19 protein-coding genes are annotated in these 21,287 nt (G+C 35.5%); 10 read left to right on the forward strand and 9 right to left on the reverse strand.

Annotated elements, in window-relative coordinates; translation table 11 throughout:
* Positions 1 to 61: 61 nt before the first annotated feature.
* From rpoB to pgk, 7 genes are all read right to left on the reverse strand, one after another.
* Positions 62 to 4,090 carry a DNA-directed RNA polymerase subunit beta gene (rpoB, locus tag H3T80_RS11165; protein ID WP_198201740.1) on the reverse strand — a complete coding sequence of 1,343 codons (4,029 nt, stop codon included), beginning with the start codon at positions 4,088 to 4,090 and terminating at the stop codon, positions 62 to 64.
* A 243-nt stretch (positions 4,091 to 4,333) separates the two neighbouring features.
* The gene (rplL, locus tag H3T80_RS11170) at positions 4,334 to 4,702 is read right to left on the reverse strand and encodes a 50S ribosomal protein L7/L12 (RefSeq protein ID WP_034901671.1); all 369 of its coding nucleotides are present in this window, start codon (positions 4,700 to 4,702) and stop codon (positions 4,334 to 4,336) included.
* Positions 4,703 to 4,760: 58 nt separating this feature from the next.
* On the reverse strand, positions 4,761 to 5,258 hold the full coding sequence (rplJ, locus tag H3T80_RS11175) for a 50S ribosomal protein L10 (RefSeq protein ID WP_086362789.1): 498 nt from the start codon (positions 5,256 to 5,258) through the stop codon (positions 4,761 to 4,763).
* Between the two features lie 223 nt (positions 5,259 to 5,481).
* Entirely contained in the window at positions 5,482 to 6,183 is a 702-nt protein-coding gene (rplA, locus tag H3T80_RS11180) for a 50S ribosomal protein L1 (RefSeq protein WP_198201741.1), read from the reverse strand.
* 3 nt (positions 6,184 to 6,186) lie between these two features.
* A complete protein-coding gene (gene rplK, locus H3T80_RS11185) occupies positions 6,187 to 6,615 on the reverse strand; it encodes a 50S ribosomal protein L11 (RefSeq protein ID WP_110448561.1) in 429 nt (142 codons plus the stop codon).
* Positions 6,616 to 6,811: 196 nt separating this feature from the next.
* Positions 6,812 to 7,891, reverse strand: coding sequence for a class II fructose-bisphosphate aldolase (gene fbaA, locus H3T80_RS11190; protein WP_086362787.1), 1,080 nt, complete (start codon positions 7,889 to 7,891; stop codon positions 6,812 to 6,814).
* 76 nt (positions 7,892 to 7,967) lie between these two features.
* Positions 7,968 to 9,131 (reverse strand): phosphoglycerate kinase, encoded by a 1,164-nt coding sequence (gene pgk / locus H3T80_RS11195; protein ID WP_198201742.1) that lies wholly within the window; start codon positions 9,129 to 9,131, stop codon positions 7,968 to 7,970.
* Between the two features lie 230 nt (positions 9,132 to 9,361).
* On the opposite strand from pgk, the gene rpsT reads away from it, so the two are divergent.
* The 4 genes from rpsT to dtd all read left to right on the forward strand — a co-directional run bounded on the left by rpsT (position 9,362) and on the right by dtd (position 11,627).
* Entirely contained in the window at positions 9,362 to 9,625 is a 264-nt protein-coding gene (gene rpsT / locus H3T80_RS11200; protein ID WP_034901681.1) for a 30S ribosomal protein S20, read from the forward strand.
* A 116-nt stretch (positions 9,626 to 9,741) separates the two neighbouring features.
* Positions 9,742 to 10,329, forward strand: coding sequence for an SPOR domain-containing protein (locus H3T80_RS12440; RefSeq protein WP_110448563.1), 588 nt, complete (start codon positions 9,742 to 9,744; stop codon positions 10,327 to 10,329).
* Positions 10,330 to 10,342: 13 nt separating this feature from the next.
* Positions 10,343 to 11,185 carry a virulence factor BrkB family protein gene (locus tag H3T80_RS11210; protein ID WP_198201743.1) on the forward strand — a complete coding sequence of 281 codons (843 nt, stop codon included), beginning with the start codon at positions 10,343 to 10,345 and terminating at the stop codon, positions 11,183 to 11,185.
* A 7-nt stretch (positions 11,186 to 11,192) separates the two neighbouring features.
* Positions 11,193 to 11,627: a D-aminoacyl-tRNA deacylase gene (gene dtd, locus H3T80_RS11215; RefSeq protein ID WP_034901687.1), complete on the forward strand. Its 435-nt coding sequence runs from the start codon at positions 11,193 to 11,195 to the stop codon at positions 11,625 to 11,627.
* A gap of 54 nt (positions 11,628 to 11,681) precedes the next feature.
* Here dtd and H3T80_RS11220 read toward each other — a convergent pair whose 3' ends face one another.
* Entirely contained in the window at positions 11,682 to 13,061 is a 1,380-nt protein-coding gene (locus H3T80_RS11220) for a histidine-type phosphatase (protein ID WP_198201744.1), read from the reverse strand.
* 192 nt (positions 13,062 to 13,253) lie between these two features.
* On the opposite strand from H3T80_RS11220, the gene dauA reads away from it, so the two are divergent.
* Together dauA and H3T80_RS11230 are read left to right on the forward strand one after the other, a co-directional pair.
* Positions 13,254 to 14,927 carry a C4-dicarboxylic acid transporter DauA gene (dauA, locus tag H3T80_RS11225; RefSeq protein WP_198201745.1) on the forward strand — a complete coding sequence of 558 codons (1,674 nt, stop codon included), beginning with the start codon at positions 13,254 to 13,256 and terminating at the stop codon, positions 14,925 to 14,927.
* Between the two features lie 187 nt (positions 14,928 to 15,114).
* Positions 15,115 to 15,660, forward strand: a complete 546-nt coding sequence (locus tag H3T80_RS11230) for an HdeD family acid-resistance protein (RefSeq protein ID WP_198201746.1) — start codon at positions 15,115 to 15,117, stop codon at positions 15,658 to 15,660.
* A gap of 90 nt (positions 15,661 to 15,750) precedes the next feature.
* Here H3T80_RS11230 and rsgA read toward each other — a convergent pair whose 3' ends face one another.
* The gene (rsgA, locus tag H3T80_RS11235; RefSeq protein WP_198201747.1) at positions 15,751 to 16,776 is read right to left on the reverse strand and encodes a small ribosomal subunit biogenesis GTPase RsgA; all 1,026 of its coding nucleotides are present in this window, start codon (positions 16,774 to 16,776) and stop codon (positions 15,751 to 15,753) included.
* A gap of 80 nt (positions 16,777 to 16,856) precedes the next feature.
* Here rsgA and orn point away from each other — a divergent pair, with 80 nt between their 5' ends.
* The 4 genes from orn (at position 16,857) to H3T80_RS11255 (ending at position 21,162) form a co-directional block, all read left to right on the forward strand.
* Positions 16,857 to 17,429, forward strand: coding sequence for an oligoribonuclease (gene orn, locus H3T80_RS11240; RefSeq protein ID WP_065614655.1), 573 nt, complete (start codon positions 16,857 to 16,859; stop codon positions 17,427 to 17,429).
* The gene (gene waaA, locus H3T80_RS11245) at positions 17,426 to 18,694 is read left to right on the forward strand and encodes a lipid IV(A) 3-deoxy-D-manno-octulosonic acid transferase (protein ID WP_232350191.1); all 1,269 of its coding nucleotides are present in this window, start codon (positions 17,426 to 17,428) and stop codon (positions 18,692 to 18,694) included. The genes orn and waaA overlap by 4 nt, the downstream gene beginning before the upstream one ends.
* Before the next feature lie 3 nt (positions 18,695 to 18,697).
* On the forward strand, positions 18,698 to 19,675 hold the full coding sequence (gene hemH, locus H3T80_RS11250; protein WP_198201748.1) for a ferrochelatase: 978 nt from the start codon (positions 18,698 to 18,700) through the stop codon (positions 19,673 to 19,675).
* A 155-nt stretch (positions 19,676 to 19,830) separates the two neighbouring features.
* A complete protein-coding gene (locus tag H3T80_RS11255) occupies positions 19,831 to 21,162 on the forward strand; it encodes a CoA-disulfide reductase (RefSeq protein WP_198201749.1) in 1,332 nt (443 codons plus the stop codon).
* The last annotated feature ends 125 nt before the right edge of the window (positions 21,163 to 21,287 follow it).

Genomic DNA, 21,287 nt, shown 5'->3' on the forward strand with positions numbered 1-21,287 from the left:
GATAACTTATCATTACTGATAAGTTATCCCTATAAATAGAAATCATTTTAGTTAGCTAAGATTACTCTTCATCTAACTCGATATTAATACCTAACGAACGAATCTCTTTTAACAATACGTTAAATGATTCAGGGATCGCAGGTTCCATACGATGATCACCATCTACAATATTTTTATACATCTTAGTACGACCGTTCACATCATCTGATTTAACAGTTAACATTTCTTGTAAGGTATAAGCTGCACCATATGCTTCAAGTGCCCATACTTCCATCTCACCGAAACGTTGACCACCAAATTGAGCTTTACCACCCAATGGTTGTTGAGTAACCAGACTATATGAACCTGTAGAACGGGCATGCATCTTATCATCAACTAAGTGATTCAATTTCAACATGTACATATAACCTACAGTTACTGGACGTTCAAATTGTTCACCGGTACGTCCATCATACAAGGTAATTTGACCTGAAGTTGGTAAATCACCAAGTTCAAGTAATGCTTTAATTTCTTGCTCTTTTGCACCATCAAATACCGGTGTTGCAAGTGGCATACCATTACGTAAATTTTGCGCCAATGTCATCACTTCCTGATCGGTAAATTCAGCAACATTTACTTTTTGTGCTGCACCTAAACCAAGGTCATAAGCTTTTTGGATGAAATCACGTAATTTAGCTAACTCTTGCTGTTCTTTTAGCATTGCATCGATCTTCTGACCAATACCTTTCGCTGCCATACCCAAGTGAGTTTCTAAAATCTGACCGATATTCATACGAGAAGGAACACCAAGAGGATTCAATACGATATCTACTGGGCGACCTTTATCATCATATGGCATATCTTCAATTGGGTTGATTTTAGAGATAACCCCTTTGTTACCATGACGACCAGCCATCTTATCACCAGGCTGAATTTGACGTTTAACAGCTAAGTAAACTTTAACGATTTTGAGTACACCAGGTTGTAAATCATCACCTTGAGTGATCTTCATTCGTTTAGCTTCAAGTTTTTTGTTAAACTCAGCTTTAATTTCTTCGTGTTGTTCAGCTAGTTGCTCTAATTGAGCTTGCTTACTTTCATCGGCAATACCAATGGTTAACCATTTTTCACGTGGTAACGCATCTAATTTTTCTGCTTTAATGCCACCAGAAATCAATACATCACGAATACGAGCAAATAATGCTGCTTCAAGGATTTTAAGTTCTTCTGTTAAGTCTTTGCGAACTTGTTTAAGTTGCATCTCTTCAATTTCAAGTGCACGTTTATCTTTCTGTACACCATCACGAGTAAAGACTTGAACATCAATAACTGTACCTGAAACACCATTTGGTACACGAAGTGAAGTATCTTTAACATCTGACGCTTTTTCACCAAAAATAGCGCGTAGTAATTTTTCTTCTGGTGTTAATTGTGTTTCACCTTTTGGTGTTACTTTACCAACCAGAATATCGCCACCTTTAACTTCAGCACCAATATAAACAATACCTGATTCATCTAGTTTAGAAAGAGCCGCTTCACCAACATTTGGAATATCTGCGGTAATTTCTTCTGCACCTAGTTTAGTATCACGAGATACACAAGATAATTCTTGAATATGAATCGAAGTGAAACGATCATCTTGTACCACTTTTTCAGAAACTAAAATAGAATCCTCAAAGTTATAACCATTCCATGGCATGAATGCCACACGCATGTTTTGACCTAAAGCCAACTCACCTAAGTCAGTTGATGGACCATCCGCAAGGACATCACCGCGCTCAACTTTTTCACCTAATTCCACACATGGAATTTGGTTAATACAGGTATTTTGGTTTGAACGGGTATATTTAGTTAAATTATAAATATCAATCCCTGTTTCACCAGCGTACATTTCATCATCGTTAACATTAATTACAATGCGTGATGCATCAACATATTGTACTGTACCACCACGACGAGCAACTGCAGTTACACCTGAGTCAACCGCTACTGCACGTTCCATACCTGTACCAACAAATGGTTTTTCTGCCTTTAATGTTGGTACCGCTTGACGTTGCATGTTTGCACCCATCAATGCACGGTTCGCATCATCATGTTCTAAGAATGGGATTAATGAAGCACCAACCGATACGATTTGTTGAGTTGATACGTCCATATAATGAACTTGTTCAGGACTATATAAACCAGACTCACCATTTAAACGACAAGTCACTAAATCTTCTTTAAAACGACCATCGTCATCAAGATTTGAGTTAGCCTGGGCAATAACAAATTCACTTTCGTCAATTGCTGATAAATAGTTAATTTCATCAGTTACCACACCATCAACTACTCGGCGGTATGGAGTCTCAAGGAATCCATACTCATTAGTACGAGAATAAACCGCTAGTGAGTTAATCAAACCGATGTTTGGACCTTCTGGTGTTTCAATCGGGCATACACGACCATAATGAGTAGGATGTACGTCACGTACTTCAAAGCCCGCTCGTTCACGTGTTAAACCACCTGGACCTAATGCAGAAATACGGCGTTTATGCGTAATTTCAGATAATGGATTGTTTTGATCCATAAACTGAGATAATTGGCTTGAACCAAAGAATTCGCGGATAGCTGCTGAAATTGGTTTAGCATTAATCATATCTTGTGGCATTAGTGAATCTAAGTCACCTAATGATAAACGTTCTTTTACAGCACGCTCTACACGCACTAAACCAATACGGAATTGGTTTTCTGCCATTTCACCAACACTACGGATACGACGGTTACCTAAGTGATCGATATCATCGACTTCACCATGACCATTACGAATGCTGATCAATTTCTTCATTACATCAACGATATCAGTTTTAGTTAAGACACTTTCGCCTTCAATATCGTCACGTCCTAAAGAACGATTAAACTTCATACGACCTACTGCTGATAAGTCATAACGCTCATCAGAGAAGAATAAGTTATCAAATAAAGCTTCAGCTGCTTCTTTTGTTGGTGGCTCACCCGGACGCATCATTCGATAAATTTCAACTAATGCACCTAGTCGATCTCGAGTAGAGTCAACATTTAAGGTTTCAGAAATAAATGCACCATGATCTAAATCATTAGTGAATAATGTTTCGATTTTCTTATAGCCAGCATTAGTTAATTCAAGCAATAGCTCTAGTGAAATTGGTGTATTAGCAAAAGCAACAACTTCACCTGTTTCTTGATTTACATAATTTTTCGCTAATACTTTATTAACAATATATTCAACTGGAACATCGATCTTAGTTACTTTATCTTTTTCAAGCTCACGAATATGACGAGCTGTAATACGACGACCTTTTTCTGCGTAAACTTTGCCTTTTGATTCAATATCAAATAACGCTGTTTCACCACGTAAACGCTCTGGCACAAGATCCATTTTTAATTTTGATTTGCCCACTTCGAAAATAGTTTTTTCGAAGAACATATCTAAAATTTCTTCAGTTTCATAACCTAACGCACGCAAAATGATTGTTGCAGGAAGTTTACGACGACGGTCAATACGAGCAAAAAGATTATCTTTTGGATCAAATTCGAAATCAAGCCAAGAGCCACGATAAGGAATAATCCGAGCATTATATAAAACTTTACCAGAAGAGTGTGTTTTACCTTTATCACTATCAAAGAACACACCTGGACTACGGTGTAATTGTGAAACGATAACACGTTCTGTACCGTTAATCACAAACGTACCATTGTCAGTCATTAAAGGAATTTCGCCCATATAGACGTCTTGCTCTTTAATATCTTTAACTGTTCCTTCTGGCGCATCTTTATCATAAATAACTAAACGTAATTTAACGCGCAATGGTGCTGAGTAAGTGATCCCTCTAATTTGACATTCTTTTACATCAAATACAGGTTCGCCCATCTTAAAGCTCACGTATTGTAACTCAGCGCTACCACTATAACTTTTTATCGGAAATATTGAACGAAAAGCGGCTTCTAAACCATATTGACCTTCAGGGTCTTGCTCAATAAACTTCTGGAACGAATCAAGTTGAATAGAAAGAAGATACGGTATATCCAAGACTTGTGGACGCTTACCAAAATTCTTACGAATTCGTTTTTTCTCGGTATAAGAGTAAACCATTAGTTCCTCAACTTGCTTATCTGCTATTTTAGCATGATTAAATATTCATCAGGGTACTACGAAATAATAACGCCTGACACCTCATCGAAAATATCTATAAATATCAAATGATTAGGCTTAATAAATATATTATTTCTTTATTACTTTTTATTGATAATCTTCAAATAAAATTCTTTGACTTATTACAGCGCAAAAAGGCTGGAGGTATAAAACCCCCAGCCAGTTAGCTTGTTATCGATAAACTTACTTAAGTTCGACAACTGCACCAGATTCTTCAAGTGCCTTTTTAAGTTCATCTGCGTCAGCTTTACTAACACCTTCTTTAACAGTTGCTGGAGCTGATTCAACAAGGTCTTTAGCTTCTTTTAAGCCTAAACCAGTTGCACCACGAACTGCTTTGATAACAGCTACTTTGTTAGCGCCAACATCTTTTAAGATTACATCAAATTCAGATTTTTCTTCTGCTGCTTCAGCTGGACCAGCTGCTGCAACTGCTACAGCTGCTGCTGCAGAAACGCCAAATTTTTCTTCCATCATAGATACAAGTTCAACAACATCCATTACAGACATTTCAGCAACTGCATCTAAAATTTGTTCTTTAGTGATAGACATAATATAGTTTCCCAAATTTACATTTTTTTAATTAATAAAATTCACAATCATACTGCTATTAAGCAGCTTCTTTTTGATCGCGAACCGCTGCAAGAGTACGAACCAATTTGCCAGCTGCGGCTTCTTTCATGGTTGACATCAAGCGAGCTAATGCTTCTTCATAAGTAGGTAATGTTGCTAAGCGATCAATGTTCGCTGCAGTAATCAACTCACCTTCAAAGGCTGCGGCTTTAATCTCAAAATTATCATTTTCTTTTGCAAACGCTTTAAAAATACGCGCTGCAGCACCTGGGTGCTCATTTGAAAACGCAATTAGAGTTGGACCAACAAACGTATCTTTTAAGCACTCGTATTGAGTTCCCTCAACAACACGGCGTAATAAGGTGTTACGAACAACACGCATATAAACACCAGCTTCACGAGCAGATTTACGTAATGCAGTCATTTTTTCTACAGTTACGCCACGAGAATCAGCAACAACTGCAGATAGCGCACCTTTGGCTATTTCATTAACTTCAGCAACAATTTCTTGTTTATTTTGAAGATTTAGTGCCATTGGTATTGCTCCTGGATTAAACTAGGCAAAGCCTAGAATTACTTTAACTAACTACAAATGTAGTTAGCACAATCACGATGAGCAGAATTCCTGTATTATATCTTATCAGGTTCTGTCACCGTCTACGTAGGAAAATTAAGTAATCAAATATCAATTACACCTACGGTCTTGGACGGGGTCTGGTTAAGGCCAGACACCAACCGATTCTTTGTTTAATTGTTAATTAAACAGATGTATTTAAAGTTGCTTGATCGATAGCAACACCAGCGCCCATTGTAGTAGAAAGGCTAACTTTCTTCACAAATACACCTTTTGAAGATGCTGGTTTTGCACGTTTTAAAGCAACAAGTAATGCTTCTAAATTCTCTTTAAGTTTATCTGCATCAAAATCAGCTTTACCGATAGTAGTATGGATAATACCATTTTTATCATTACGGTAACGGATTTGACCTGCTTTAGCATTTTTAACCGCTTCAGCTACGTTAGGTGTTACAGTACCAACTTTAGGGTTTGGCATTAAGCCACGAGGTCCTAAAATTTGACCTAATTGACCAACAACACGCATTGCGTCTGGAGATGCGATAACAACGTCAAAGTTCATTTCGCCTTTTTTGATTTGATCTGCTAGATCATCCATACCAACTAATTCAGCACCAGCTTCTTTAGCAGCATCAGCATTTGCACCTTGAGTAAATACAGCAACACGAACACTACGTCCCGTACCATGTGGAAGAACGATAGCGCCACGCACATTTTGATCTGATTTACGTGAGTCGATACCTAAATTAACAGCAACATCAACGCTTTCAGTAAATTTAGCTGTAGCAAGTTCTTTCAATAAAGCGACTGCTTCATTGATATCATATAGTTTAGTAGCGTTTACTTTTTCGCGGATAAGTTTAGCTTTTTTAGATAATTTAGCCATGAATTAACCCTCCACTTCCAAGCCCATTGAACGTGCAGTTCCTTCGATAGAACGCATCATCGTTTCAATGGTTGCACCATTCATATCAGCAGCTTTTAATTCAGCGATTTCGCGAATTTGAGCGCTAGTTACTTTACCGACTTTTTTCTTATTCGGTTCACCAGAACCAGACTTGATTTTAGCCGCTTTCTTTAATAATACTGCAGCAGGCGGAGTCTTAGTTATAAAAGTGAATGAACGGTCAGAATATACAGTGATAACTACTGGAATAGGTAAACCTTTTTCCATGCTTTCTGTTTTAGCATTAAATGCTTTACAGAATTCCATAATATTCACACCGTGTTGACCAAGTGCTGGACCAACTGGTGGACTAGGATTTGCTGCACCAGCTGCAACTTGCAACTTGATGTAGGCTTGTACTTTTTTTGCCATTTTAGTTTCCTTCTCTCGGGTGCAAACGCCTCTATTAATAATAGTTATTAATAAATAGACAGCTCCCCTAAGTTAAATGAGGGCGAAATTATCCTACAACTAATACAAAAATGCAACATTTATTTGTTGAAGGATAAAACAAAAGCAGAGTTCATTACTCTGCTTCTATATATACAATAAAAAATATTAGAAAGTTTTACAGTACGTCGATAGCGTTAAGTTCTTTAAATGCAAGTTCTAAACGAGCAACTAAAGATTCTTGACCTTTACGTAACCATACTCGTGGATCGTAATATTTTTTATTCGGTGCATCGATACCTTCAGGGTTACCTAATTGACCTTGAAGATAAGCTTCATTTGCTTTGTAGTAATCTAAAACACCCGCCCAGTTTGCCCATTGAGTATCAGTATCGATATTCATTTTAACAACACCATAGCTAACTGCTTCAGCAATTTCTTCTTGAGTTGAACCTGAACCACCATGGAAAACGAAGTTTAATGATTTAGCTGGTAAATTAAATTTCTCAGATACATATTTTTGAGAATTATCTAGAATTTTTGGCGTTAATTTCACGTTACCTGGTTTGTAAACACCATGAACATTACCGAATGATGCAGCAATAGTAAAACGTGGGCTAATTTCGCTTAAACGTTCATAAGCATAAGCAACATCTTCTGGTTGTGTATATAACGCAGAACTATCCATATGGCTATTATCTACACCATCTTCTTCACCACCAGTACAACCTAGTTCTAACTCTAATGTCATTTTCATCGCAGACATACGAGCAAGGTATTGACAACAAATATCAATATTATCTTTTAATGTTTCTTCAGAAAGATCGATCATGTGAGAAGAGAATAAAGGTTTACCTGTTTTAGCAAAGTGAGCTTCACCAGCATCAAGTAATCCATCAACCCATGGAAGAAGTTTTTTAGCACAGTGGTCAGTATGAAGAATAACTGGTACACCGTATTTTTCAGCCATAAGATGAACATGTTTAGCACCTGAAACCGCACCTAAAACTGCAGCTTCTTGTCCATCTAATTTTAAGCCTTTACCAGCGATAAATTGAGCACCGCCATTAGAAAATTGAACAATTACTGCTGAACCAACTTTAGCTGCAGTTTCAATTACTGCGTTAATTGTATTTGTATCAACACAGTTAACAGCAGGTAAAGCAAAATTATTCTCACGCGCGATTTGAAAAACTTTTTGAACATCATCACCAGTAACAACACCAGGTTTAACGACATCAGAAATCTTTGTAGCCATTTTAATTCCTATAGATTTATTTATATAAAAAGTAAAGGATGAGTAATTGGCTCATCCTTATTATCGAAATAGAATATTAAGCTTTTGCTCTCTCTTCTAACATTGCAACAGCTGGTAGTTTTTTACCTTCAACAAACTCAAGGAATGCACCACCACCAGTAGAAATATAAGAAATTTTATCTTCAATACCAAATAAGTCAATTGCAGCTAATGTATCACCACCACCAGCGATTGAGAAACCTTGGCTATCGGCAATTGCTTTAGCAACAATTTCAGTACCACGACGGAAATTAGGGAACTCAAATACGCCAACAGGACCATTCCATAAAATAGTTTTTGCGTTTTTGATAATTTCAGCTAATACTTCTGCTGATTGATCACCTAAATCAAGAATTTGTTCATTTTCTTTAACATCTTTAACTGATTTTTCAGTTGCAGTCGCTGTTTCACTAAATTCAGTTGCTACACGAACATCGGTAGGAACAGGAATTTGACAGTTAGCCATTAATTTTTTTGCTTCAGGAATTAAATCAGCTTCGTAAAGAGATTTACCAACATTGTAGCCTTCTGCTGCGATGAATGTATTTGCGATACCACCACCAACAATAATTTGGTCAGCAATTTTTGATAAAGAATCAAGAACAGTTAGTTTAGTTGATACTTTAGAACCAGCAACAATCGCAACCATTGGACGAGCAGGATTATCAAGTGCTTTACCTAATGCATCAAGTTCAGCTGCCAATAATGGGCCAGCACAAGCAACTGGAGCAAACTTACCAGCACCATGAGTAGAAGCTTGAGCACGGTGAGCTGTACCAAACGCATCCATTACATAAATGTCGCAAAGTGCCGCATATTTTTTAGATAAAGTTTCATCATCTTTACCTTCACCTACGTTAAAACGTACGTTTTCAAGAACGACAAGTTCACCTTCGTTAACTTCAACACCATCAAGGTAATCTTTAACTAAACGAACTGGGAAAGAAACATGTTCTTTTAAGTAATCAACCACAGGTTGTAAAGAGAACTCTGGGTTATATTCGCCTTCAGTTGGTCGACCAATATGAGAAGTAACCATTACTTTAGCGCCTTTTTTAATGGCTTCTTCAATAGTAGGTAATGATGCTTTAATTCGCGCATCTGAAGTAACCTTACCATTTTTAACCGGCACATTAAGATCTGAGCGAATAAATAAACGTTTCCCTTTTAGATCAAGATCTTGCATTCTAATGATAGACATGAGACTTCCTCTTATAAATATAAAAACAATAAAATTTTTGCTATTCTAACATAAAATTTCTAATTAGGTTACAATCAATATCGGTTATATAGTAAACATTTACTCGAAATTAGTGATTTATACTTTTTATAGTAAATTTTTTTATGTAACAGCATTGACAATGGAAAGAAAATCAGGCATATTTCCCCGCCTTATTAATATGTATTTTTATTTAAACTTGGGAGTTGACTTTGGCTAATATCAAATCAGCTAAAAAGCGTGCGGTTCAATCCGAAAAACGTCGTAAACATAATGCTAGTAACCGTTCAATGATGCGTACTTATGTTAAAAAAGTTTACGCAGCTGTTGCAGCTGGTGATAAACAAACAGCTGAAGTAGCATTCAAAGACATGCAAGCAGTTGTTGACCGTCAAGCGGCTCGTGGCCTAATCCACAGAAACAAAGCTGCACGTCATAAAGCGAATTTAATTAAACAGATTAAAGCGCTAGCTTAATTTTCTAATCTGTTGACAATAGAGTTAAAGAAAATTGAAAAAAGTGGTGTAAGCCACTTTTTTTATTTATATACTGTCATTTAAATTTATATGAATAAAAGAAAAGAGAGCATATTGTGGTTCAACGTGATTATGTAAGAAAAAAGAGCCAATCAAAATCAAAAGCTAAAAAAAATAAGTCACGAATATTGCCATCGTTAATGATATTTCTTGCGGTTATCATTATTGTTCTGTTTTCTGCTATTTTATACTTACTTTCAACAAATCATCCTGAAAAACCTATTGAGCGTCCAAAAGTAAAAACTGAGTCACCAGTAGCAACTCTACCTGAACAACCACAAGAACGTTGGACTTATCTTAAAGAATTAGAAACACCAAATGCAAGTAGTGGTACTAACTCTACTACAAGTGAAAGACAACAAATATTAGATAGTTTTATCAATAATTCTTCTACAACGACTCCGACTACATCAACCAATATGGATGATAGTAAATGGTTACTACAGTGTGGTGCATTTAAAGAAAAAACAAATGCAGACACACTAAAAGCTTCTCTAGCTATGACCGGTATTAGTGGTAATATAACCACAAGTCAACAATTATATCGAGTTACTGTTGGCCCATATACAAATAAAACTGATGCACAAAAAGTATTAAACACATTAAAAACTAATGGGATCAATAATTGCATTATATCTAACTAAATGAAGGTATATTATGGGTATACTTAAGCATATGCAGTCATTTTTAGTAATGTTGTGGGCTCGAATAAATCATGATAGATTAACTACTTCAGCAGCAGAACTAGCTTACACAACCATACTTGCATTAGTCCCTCTGATAACGGTAATTTTTGCATTACTCTCAGCCTTTCCTATGTTTGACGAGGTGAGTCAATCATTAAAACAACTCATTTATAGTAATCTCGTTCCAACTGCTAGTGATACTATCCAAAATTATCTTGAGCAATTTATCGCCAATACAAAAAAAATGACCTTGGTCGGAATTATCGGCTTAATAGTGACATCACTATTACTTATTAACTCTATTAATAATGCACTTAATCGTATCTGGCGAACTAAGCGGAAACGTTCGTTCATGTATAACTTAACTATGTATTGGACTATTTTGACTTTAGGTCCTATTTTAGTTGGTTCAAGTGTTGCTGTAAGCTCTTATATATTCTCACTAAAATGGTTATCCGATGCAGCCAGTGGTGATGTACTACTAAGTACCTTACCATTTATTATATCTATTGTCGGATTTTGGTTACTTTACAGCATTATACCTACCGAATCGATACCATTTAAAGAAGCTGTAATTGGCGCATTAGTCGCTGCGATATTATTTGAAATTGGTAAACGTGCTTTTGCGCTGTACGTGACATCATTTCCTACTTATCAACTTATTTATGGTGTAGTATCCTCAATTCCTATTATGTTAGTTTGGATATATTGTTCTTGGTGTATTGTCTTATTTGGCGCTGAATTTGCAGCAACACTCACTGACTATAATAGACATAGCAAAATGCCCCTAAAACATTCTTCCCAATCGGAGTAATATAAAAATGATTGCCTTAATCCAACGAGTAAAACAAGCTTCAGTTTCTGTAAATAACCAAATTATTGGTGAAATAAATCAGGGATTATTGGTTTTACTTGGTGTTGAACAAGGCGATAATGAACAGAAAGCGCTCCGTTTAAGTGAAAAAGTGCTTGGCTACCGTATTTTCAGTGACAATGACGGCAAAATGAATCTCAATGTGCAACAAATTAATGGCAAACTATTAGTTGTTTCTCAGTTTACACTAGCGGCTGATACTCAAAAAGGTATGCGGCCAAGTTTTACAAAAGGGGCTTCGCCAGATATGGCCAATGAGCTTTACCAATTTTTTGTCAAACAGTGCCAACAGCATATTGAAACACAAACAGGGCAATTTGCAGCCGATATGCAAGTATCACTGATTAATGACGGCCCAGTAACATTTTGGCTACAAGTTTAATTATGCTGTCTTAAAGGAATGATATTCTAAATTTTTTAATTAAATATAACGTATTTATTTAATTTTATTTAGCCATTTTAATACCACTCCTTGGTCGGTAAGCCCCCAGTTATTTAATTTATTTTCATAGAACTTCTTCAATTCGTCCCATTGATAATAAGGGTAATCGTTGGTTTTTAAAGGTAAATGGACTTCTCGCTCATTTAACATTACTTTAACTAATATAGGCTGATCAGCTTGTTCACTTCTATAAAATATCCATTGAATATTTGCTGACATTGGAATAATTTTATCGGCTTGCCAAACGGAAGGATAATCAGTTACTGGATTAGCTACCGTATTGGTACCTTCAATTTCCATCAATGTTGCTAATGGTGATACAGTTTCGGCATGAGCAAATCGCAAATTGGCATCAATATCCTTATTAGCTATCGCACTATCAGCTGTTTTTAACATATCTAATAATAGTGGTGCAGCAATCTTAATTTGGATGCCATTACTATCAAAAGCAGGACCAATTTGTAAATAATTTTTTGCTGTGACGACAGTGTTAAACCATAATAGCTGATCTTGTGTGAAGTAACCGCTAAAATCAAGATGATTATCAGCTAATACTAGTGGTGAAAAGGATAATAATTCTTGATAAAGCTGATAAACAGAAAGCACAAAATTTTGCGTTTTAACTAAAGAATTTTCTGATAGCGAGATACCATTATTTAATTGATGAATAAAATCAGATGTGAAGATCAAACTTGCGATATTTTCACTCATCTCTACTGATTTAGTAGCATTTTCTAAAGATTTTAGTGTATTTTTAATTATTCTATTTTTCTTATATTTAGCATAAGCAGGCGAATATTCAAAAAAACGTAACAACGTTTGCTGATCTTCTGGTTGTTGATTAACGTTTAGCTTGGAATATTTGGTTTTGAATGTATTAATAAAGATTTCAGCCGTTTCTTTAGCCCGTGGAGAGGTTGATGAAATAACCGCTATTTTTTGACCTTTAAACACTGTTGGATTATTCTTTAACATCCGTTGACTAATTAAACTTATATCTTTTCGCCCAAGATCACTAAGTTCACCATAATGATCTTTATTAAGTTCTCTAATAGTAGTAATTTGCGTTAATAATAATTTCCCTTTTTCAGTTAATTGATTATTTTTTTCCGCCAATACCAAAATTTTATAAGCAATATCTTCATATTTAGCTTTGCTGATATAGCGGGAACCATGACGACCAATATGATCAATATAAAACGCTTGATACCCACTAGGCGCAGGAGTAAGAGATTGTCTTGCATCATATTGATATGCAGTCTTTGAACCAGAAATCATCATTCCAGCAAAACTCAATGGCGTAAAAAGCGTAAGCATAATCGCTAATATCTGATTTGCTGGTTGAATAATAGAAAAATTTTTTATAAAAGACATAATTACCCCTATCTATAATTAATAATATAAGAGCAAAATAACAGGCCATTACTTATAAGCTTATTTTATCTCATTAATAACATTATTTAACTGAAAATAATGCAATTATTTTAATAACACTCTTTCAATTTTTGAAAAAAGGATTATCTTATTATGTATTTTTTCCAACTCATTTAATTGATTTAAAACATAATGAAATTATATGGCCTTTCTGGTACTAAAATTAGTAGTGCATTTATTTCGGCATGCATTAACACCCCTTATAACACAACTCGTTTTCTTAAAGACTTGATTGCCGGAATAACTGTTGGCATTATTGCTATTCCGCTTGCTATGGCGTTAGCTATAGCAAGTGGTGTTGCACCTCAACATGGCTTATATACTGCGATTATCGCTGGTTTCGTGATAGCACTGACAGGTGGTTCTCGTTTTAGTGTTTCCGGCCCAACAGCAGCTTTTGTGGTAATTTTATATCCGGTTTCGATACAATTTGGTTTATCAGGTCTATTAATTGCTACCTTACTTTCAGGCATATTTTTAATATTAATGGGCATAATTAGGTTAGGTCGCTTAATAGAATATATTCCTCTACCTGTGGTATTAGGTTTTACCTCTGGTATTGCAATAACAATTGCAACAATGCAAATTAAAGACTTTTTTGGTTTAACACTGGAACATATGCCGGAAAACTACATCAATAAAGTTATTGAACTAGTGAAGACGTTGCCAACGATTAATATCGCCGATACATCAGTAGGATTAATAACACTTATTGTGCTAATTGTTTGGCCAAAATTTCGAATGAAAATTTCTGGCCATTTACCAGCATTAGTCGCAGGTGTATTAATAATGCTAATCTTCAATCAATTTGGCTATCAAATAGAAACAATTGGTTCACGATTCACGTATACATTGGCAGATAATACTACTGGTCATGGTATTCCGCCAGTTTTACCAGAATTTATCTTACCATGGGAACATGCTGGTTTTACTTGGGATTGGACAACATTCAGTGCATTAATTCCAATCTCAATCACTATGGCAATGTTATGTGCTATTGAATCACTACTTTGTGCCGTAGTTTTAGATGAAATGACACATACTAAACATCATTCGAATAGTGAATTGATTGGCCAAGGTCTAGGTAATATCATTGCGCCATTTTTTGGTGGAATTTCAGCAACAGCCGCTATTGCACGTTCAGCAGCAAATGTAAAAGCTGGAGCGACTTCACCCATTGCTGCGGTATTGCATGCGTTAATTGTTTTATTGGCACTCATCTGTTTTGCGCCACTATTATCCTTTATTCCATTATCAGCAATGGCAGCATTATTATTAATTGTTGCATGGAATATGAGTGCCGTACAGCGAGTTATTTATATCATTAAACGCGCACCTAAAGATGATATTATAATCATGCTTATTTGCATGTCACTGACTGTATTATTCGATATGGTTATTGCTATAACAATTGGTATTGTATTAGCTTCTATCTTATTTATGCGTCGTATTGCAAGAATGACTCGTTTAGTCGAATTAAATCAAGGAAATGAGAAAACATTAGTACTGCGTATTAGTGGTCCATTGTTCTTTGCCGCTGCTGAGCGTACCTTTTTAGAGTTATACCAAAAAATTAATGGTTATCAAAACATTGTTCTACAGTGGGATGCAGTACCTATTCTTGATGCTGGGGGCTTAAATGCGCTTATTCATTTCATTGATGAATTACCTGCGCAGGTGGAGCTCTCAATTTGTGAATTACAATTTCAACCATTAAAAACTTTAGCCCGAGCAAAAATTGTACCAATTCCAAACAAATTAATGTTTTATTCAACTTTAGATGAAGCACTGAAAGATAAAATTTAAGTGCGAAATTCGTTTTATTATATTGCTTAAATACTATACTTAGTGAAAACATAGTATCTGATTTTCACTAAGTATTTTGCATCACCTATATACCTTGTCCTTTTCCAAAATAATATAAGTAAAAGTTAGCCTTGCAAGATAGTATTTGTTTAATTCTTTACATTAACAACAAAAATAGGAAATTAATATGACAACTAATAAAAACACTATTCAAGATGTTAAACATAAAGCGAATTGGTTTATTGTAATTGGTGTGATTTTGATTGTTCTCGGTTGCTTGGCATTGGGTTATCAATTCATGGCTACCGTTTTTTCTGTTTATTTTATCGGGTCACTGCTGTTAATCGCCGGCATCATTCAAGTTGTACACGCATTTAATATCAAAGGTTTTGGCCAAACAGCCTTATGGGCAATCATGGGGATTTTATATATCTTTATCGGTGGGATGGCTTTTTTCCAACCGATAGCAGTTTCATCAGCACTAACTTTATTGATTTCATTATTATTGACTATTAGTGGGTTTAGCCAAATTTTTGCTGCCATGAGTAATCGCAATATCCCTCGTTGGGGATGGGTAGTCTTTTCGGGAATTATTAACATCATTTTAGGACTAATGTTAATTGCTGGTTGGCCATATGATAGTGTTTGGGTATTAGGAATGTTTTTAGGTATCGATCTAGTTTTCCAAGGTTTTGCCTATATTGCTATTGGTTTCGCATTAAAAAATCACTAAATAGCGATAGTTTATCTTATTGCTCACAACACAACTTGTGAGCAATATTCCACAACATATCAAAAATAAAAATCTGCTAATTAGCAATGGCTATTTATAACTCTTATTGGTTTTCGCTTTAACCTCACGCATTGATTGCAAAATTCGATGATAATTATCTAATCTTGATGGTGCAATTATTCCTTCTGATACCGCTTTTTGTAATAGACACCCAGGTGTATCTAAGTGATTGCAATCCCTAAATTGGCAACCACCTAAATAATCCTCAAACTCAACAAAACCACCAATAACTTGCTCTGGCTCTAAATGCCATAAACCGAATTCCCGAATTCCCGGAGAATCAATAATATCGCCACCATTAGGTAAATGGTAAAGTCGAGTTGAAGTTGTAGTATGTTGGCCAAGACCTGATATCTCAGACACCTCACCAGTTAACGTCGCTTGATCATGAGGTAATAGCAGATTAATAATACTTGATTTACCCACACCAGATTGGCCAACCAATATCGATATTTTGTCATCCAGTACCTTTTGTAAAGGTTCAATACCCTGCTGTGATAGACATGAAACATATAAAACTTGATAACCAATTTTAGTGTAAATTTGTAACTGCTGCTCAATTTCCTGTTTTTTGTGCTTATTAAGCAAATCAATTTTATTTAATACGATAATTGGGGTAATTTTAGTCGCTTCACATGCAACCAAATAACGATCGATGATATTAAATGATAATTCAGGTAATACCGCAGAAATAATAACAATTTGATCGACATTAGCGGCAACAGGTTTAACGCCATCATAAAAATCAGGTCGTACTAATTCGGAATGACGAGGATGAACGGCTTCAATAATACCATTAGTATTTGGTTCTAAACTTTCACGCCATAATACTTTATCACCCGTTACCAAAGACGGCAGCGTACGACGAATACTACAACGATAAATAATTCCAGTGTTATCTTCAACATCAGCAGATTTGCCAAAGCGACTAATCACCACCCCTTCTTGTGGCGCAGAGAAATTAGACAGATTTTCATCTAGCTTAGTTTCTAAACGCTGCTGATGCTTAGCGGCCATACGCCTTTGTTGATTTTTTGAAAGTTGTTTTTTTGCCACGATAACTAATTTTTTGCTCAAACGATTTAGTACTTATGCTACACTACTCGGCATTAAAAAGAAAATTAATACCGCAAATTATGACTACACAATCAAATATAAACAGTAATAATCTAATCTGGATTGACCTTGAAATGACAGGGCTCGATCCAAACAGAGATCGTATTATTGAAATTGCCACCATCGTAACTGACTCTAATTTAAATATCCTTGCTGAAGGTCCAGTTATTGCTGTTCATCAATCAGATGAACAACTTGCACTTATGGATGATTGGAATCAAAAAACTCATGGTAAATCAGGCTTAATCGAACGTGTTCGACAAAGTACCATTGCCGAACAGCAAGCAGAACAACAAACAATTGAATTTTTAAAACAATGGGTGCCTGAAAACTGTTCACCAATCTGTGGCAATACCATTGGTCAAGATCGCCGTTTTCTATTTAATTACATGCCAAATTTAGAAAAGTATTTTCATTACCGTTATCTAGATGTTAGTACGATTAAAGAATTAGCCAGACGTTGGAAACCGGAAATATTAAAAGGTATCAGTAAACAGAGTTCACATCAAGCGTTGGATGATATTCGTGATTCAATTGCCGAATTAGTTTATTACCGACAACACTTTTTTAATCTAACTAATGAATTATCATGAGTATTTTATACACGATTTTACTTTATTTAATTCAACCGTTTGTCTGGATAAGACTACTTTGGCGTAGCCGTAAAGCGCCAGATTATCGTAAACGCTGGTTAGAACGTTATGGATTTTGCAAAAATAAAGTCAAATCAGGTGGAATTTTAGTACATGCCGTATCGGTCGGCGAAACCCTTGCTGCAATCCCGCTGATTAAAGCGCTGCAAAATCAATATCCACAGTTACCCATTACAGTCACAACCATGACGCCTACCGGATCAAAGCAAGTTAAATCATTACTAAAAGACAGTGTTGGCCATGTCTATTTACCTTATGATTTACCTTGCGCAATACATCGTTTTTTAAAAACAGTCCAACCTAAATTAATAATAATTATGGAAACAGAGCTTTGGCCAAACTTAATTAGCCAATGTCATAACAAAAAAATTCCATTGATCATTGCTAATGCCCGTTTATCTGAACGTTCAGCCAAAAGATACCATAAACTAGGGAAAGCAATTAGTAAATTATTTGCTAAAATCAGCACCGTTGCCGCCCAAAACAAACAAGACGGCGATAGATTTATCTCATTGGGCCTACCGGCAGATCATTTAGTGGTAACGGGTAGTATTAAGTTTGATATTGAACTCACGGCCAAGCAACAACAGAATCTTGCGCAGTTAAAACAGCAATGGCAATTACATCGACCAGTACTAATCGCTGCCAGCACACATTCAGGTGAAGATGAAATCATTTTATCAGCATTTCAACAGCTTCTTAAAAATCATGGCAACTTATTACTTATTTTGGTCCCTCGTCACCCTGAACGTTTTAAAACCGTTGAAAAACTAATTGCCGATAATGGCTTGAATTATATTACACGCAGTAGCAAACAAAACCCTACAGATCAGACACAAGTGATTTTGGGTGATACCATGGGAGAGCTGTTAGAACTTTATGGGATGGCGAATATTGCCTTTGTTGGCGGTAGTTTAATTGAACATGGTGGTCATAACCCGTTAGAACCAGCACTACACCATATTCCAATTATTAGCGGTAAACACTTTTTTAACTTTAAAGTCATTGGCGAACAATTGATCGATGCTAATGGTATGCTGGTATGTAATAGTGATATTGATTCGCTTTATTTAACCATAAATAGTTTATTGAATGACAAAAATCGCTGTCAGCAAATCGGCGAAAATGCCTATCAAGTATTAAAAAGTAATCAAGGTGCTTTACATCGTCTATTGACGGTTATTCATCACTATCTTGAGGAATGACTTGTGAATAAAAAACAGGGATTATTGATAGTTAATTTAGGAACGCCAAGTGCCGCAACACCAATGGCAATTCGCAACTACTTGACCGAGTTTTTACTCGATCGCCATGTTGTCGACCTATCTGCTTTTATTTGGTATCCAATTTTAAAATACCTTGTACTACCTAAACGCGTCCCCTACATCATCAACCATTATCAAAAAATATGGATTGAGGGTGAATCACCATTACTTCATTACAGTAAACGCTTAATTAATCAATTACAATTAGCATTACCTAATATACAATGTGAATTAGCCATGACCTATGGTGAACCAAACTTACTCTCGGCGTTAAATAACTTAAAGTCATGCGAACAGATTACATTATTACCGTTATTTCCACAGTATTCTACGACGACAACTCAAGCGGTATTAGATAAAGTTAAGCAACTTATTGCAGATAATAATATCAAGATTAATCTTAGCTATATTCATGATTATGCCGACCACCCAAGTTATATTGATGCTCTTTATTCACAAATCCTGCAAGCGTTTTCAATCCAAGGGCAGCCTGATGTATTACTCCTTTCTTATCATGGTATTCCTGAACGCTATATTGATAAACGCCATGACGACTATGTGCAAAGATGCCAGTTAACCACTAACTTATTGACAAACAAATGCCAAGAAAATGGTATCGACTTAACAATAAAAATGGCTTATCAATCAAAATTTGGTAAAGGGAAATGGGTTGAACCCAACACTAGCGATATATTAGAAAAATTGGCTAAAACAGGCTCTAAATATGTCCAGGTTATCTGTCCAGGTTTTTCAGCGGATTGTATTGAGACCCTTTATGAAATTGATGAACAAAATCGAGAAATATTCCTAAATGCTGGCGGTAAACAATTTTATTACATCCCGGCCTTAAACGATACGTCTCTACAGGTTGAATTAATCAAAGATATACTTGAAAAACCGCCTTTCCTCAAAAAATTTTAACTGATTAAGATTTATTTTTAACAGGAATCAAATCTTATCAACACAACTTTAAATTGATTAATATTAAAGCTAAATAACCAACTAATCTAACTAGTGTGATTAACCTGTGTTACGATGATAGTTAAAAGTTATTTGCGCTCAAAGGAGAACACTCGATGAAAATAATCATCATTGGCGCTCAAGCTGCTGGTGCCAGTGCCGCAGCAAAAGCCAAAAGAAAGGATCCTAATGCAACCATTCGCATTTATGAAAAATCAGATATTGTTTCATTTGGTGCTTGTGGATTACCTTACTTTATTGGCAATCATTTTCAAGATGAAAATGAAATGATATCTAGAACACCAAATCAATTTGCAAAAGATGGGATTGAAATCAAGACGTTACATAAAGTTATTGCTATTGATGCAAAATTAAAAAAAATTACAGTCAAAGATCTTAATACCAATAACTGTTTTGATGATGATTATGACAAATTACTTATTGCGGTTGGAGCAGTACCAATAATTCCGCCTTTAGAAAATCGCCAACTGGAAAATATTTTCACTTTACGTGATATATATGATGGTCTGGCAATAAAAAGCGCCTTGGCTAATCCACAAAATACCAATGTTGTAGTTATTGGTGCTGGTTACATAGGACTTGAAGTAACCGAATCTTTAGTGGAATTAAACAAAAATGTAAAATTAATTCAATTAGATGATAGAGTATTGGTCGATGCCTTTGATCCGGAACTTACCGAGATTATTGAAGAAAACTTAAAACAACATTGTGATTTACATCTACAAGAACGAGTACAAGGTTTTGAAGGTGTACAGACAGTTACCCACGTTATTACAGATAAAGCTAAATATGCAGCAGATATTGTCATTATAGCTACAGGGGTAAAACCTAATAGTGAAGTATATAAAGATCTGGATATTGAAACACTTAATAATGATGCAATTATTATTGATAATTATGGCCAAACAAATATTGCAGGTGTTTATGCTGCTGGTGATTGTGTCGCACTATATCATCGAGTTAGTCAATCAATGACTTATATACCACTAGCTACTGGTGCCAACAAATTAGGTAAAACAGTTGGTGACAATTTAGCTGGTGGAAATAACCAATTCCCAGGCACACTTGGTACATCAGCATTGAAAGTCTTTGATATTGAAGCCGGACGAACAGGTCTAACAGAATCACAAACAATCAAAGCAGGGATCCCTTACAAGACAGTAATCGTTAAAGATAAAAATCACAGTAACTATGTTGAAGGGCAAACTGGCGTAATCGCTAAACTCATTTATCACGCCGAAACTCGTATTTTATTAGGTGGCCAAATAGCGGGAGGGAACGGTGCTGCATTAAGAACGAATAGTTTAGCCACAGCCATTTGGGCCAATATGAAAATTGATGAATTAGCCATGATGGACTTTTTATATGCACCTCCTTTTTCAAGACCATGGGATATTTTAAATATAGCCGGTGGTATAGCTAAATAGTATTAAAACATATTAATTATTTACAATATGTTAAGTTATTAACATTAAAAATATGTGGTAGGGTTAATAATTTATTAATCCTACCACAATAGATCATTACATAATTAATTCAATTTTATCCAAAA

It is taken from the genome of Gilliamella sp. W8145 (assembly GCF_016101145.1).
In the GTDB taxonomy this organism is placed as follows: Bacteria; Pseudomonadota; Gammaproteobacteria; order Enterobacterales; family Orbaceae; genus Gilliamella; species Gilliamella apis_A.

What these genes read in the sequence shown, in the direction of transcription:
- dauA (WP_198201745.1), top strand. Translation starts at nt 13,254, where the DNA reads ATGAAATTATATGGCCTTTCTGGTACTAAAATTAGTAGTGCATTTATT.
- H3T80_RS11230 (WP_198201746.1), top strand. Translation starts at nt 15,115, where the DNA reads ATGACAACTAATAAAAACACTATTCAAGATGTTAAACATAAAGCGAAT.
- rplJ (WP_086362789.1), bottom strand. Translation starts at nt 5,258, where the DNA reads ATGGCACTAAATCTTCAAAATAAACAAGAAATTGTTGCTGAAGTTAAT.
- waaA (WP_232350191.1), top strand. Translation starts at nt 17,426, where the DNA reads ATGAGTATTTTATACACGATTTTACTTTATTTAATTCAACCGTTTGTC.
- H3T80_RS11255 (WP_198201749.1), top strand. Translation starts at nt 19,831, where the DNA reads ATGAAAATAATCATCATTGGCGCTCAAGCTGCTGGTGCCAGTGCCGCA.
- rplK (WP_110448561.1), bottom strand. Translation starts at nt 6,615, where the DNA reads ATGGCAAAAAAAGTACAAGCCTACATCAAGTTGCAAGTTGCAGCTGGT.
- rplA (WP_198201741.1), bottom strand. Translation starts at nt 6,183, where the DNA reads ATGGCTAAATTATCTAAAAAAGCTAAACTTATCCGCGAAAAAGTAAAC.
- rplL (WP_034901671.1), bottom strand. Translation starts at nt 4,702, where the DNA reads ATGTCTATCACTAAAGAACAAATTTTAGATGCAGTTGCTGAAATGTCT.
- H3T80_RS11220 (WP_198201744.1), bottom strand. Translation starts at nt 13,061, where the DNA reads ATGTCTTTTATAAAAAATTTTTCTATTATTCAACCAGCAAATCAGATA.
- H3T80_RS11210 (WP_198201743.1), top strand. Translation starts at nt 10,343, where the DNA reads ATGGGTATACTTAAGCATATGCAGTCATTTTTAGTAATGTTGTGGGCT.
- pgk (WP_198201742.1), bottom strand. Translation starts at nt 9,131, where the DNA reads ATGTCTATCATTAGAATGCAAGATCTTGATCTAAAAGGGAAACGTTTA.
- fbaA (WP_086362787.1), bottom strand. Translation starts at nt 7,891, where the DNA reads ATGGCTACAAAGATTTCTGATGTCGTTAAACCTGGTGTTGTTACTGGT.
- dtd (WP_034901687.1), top strand. Translation starts at nt 11,193, where the DNA reads ATGATTGCCTTAATCCAACGAGTAAAACAAGCTTCAGTTTCTGTAAAT.
- rpoB (WP_198201740.1), bottom strand. Translation starts at nt 4,090, where the DNA reads ATGGTTTACTCTTATACCGAGAAAAAACGAATTCGTAAGAATTTTGGT.
- orn (WP_065614655.1), top strand. Translation starts at nt 16,857, where the DNA reads ATGACTACACAATCAAATATAAACAGTAATAATCTAATCTGGATTGAC.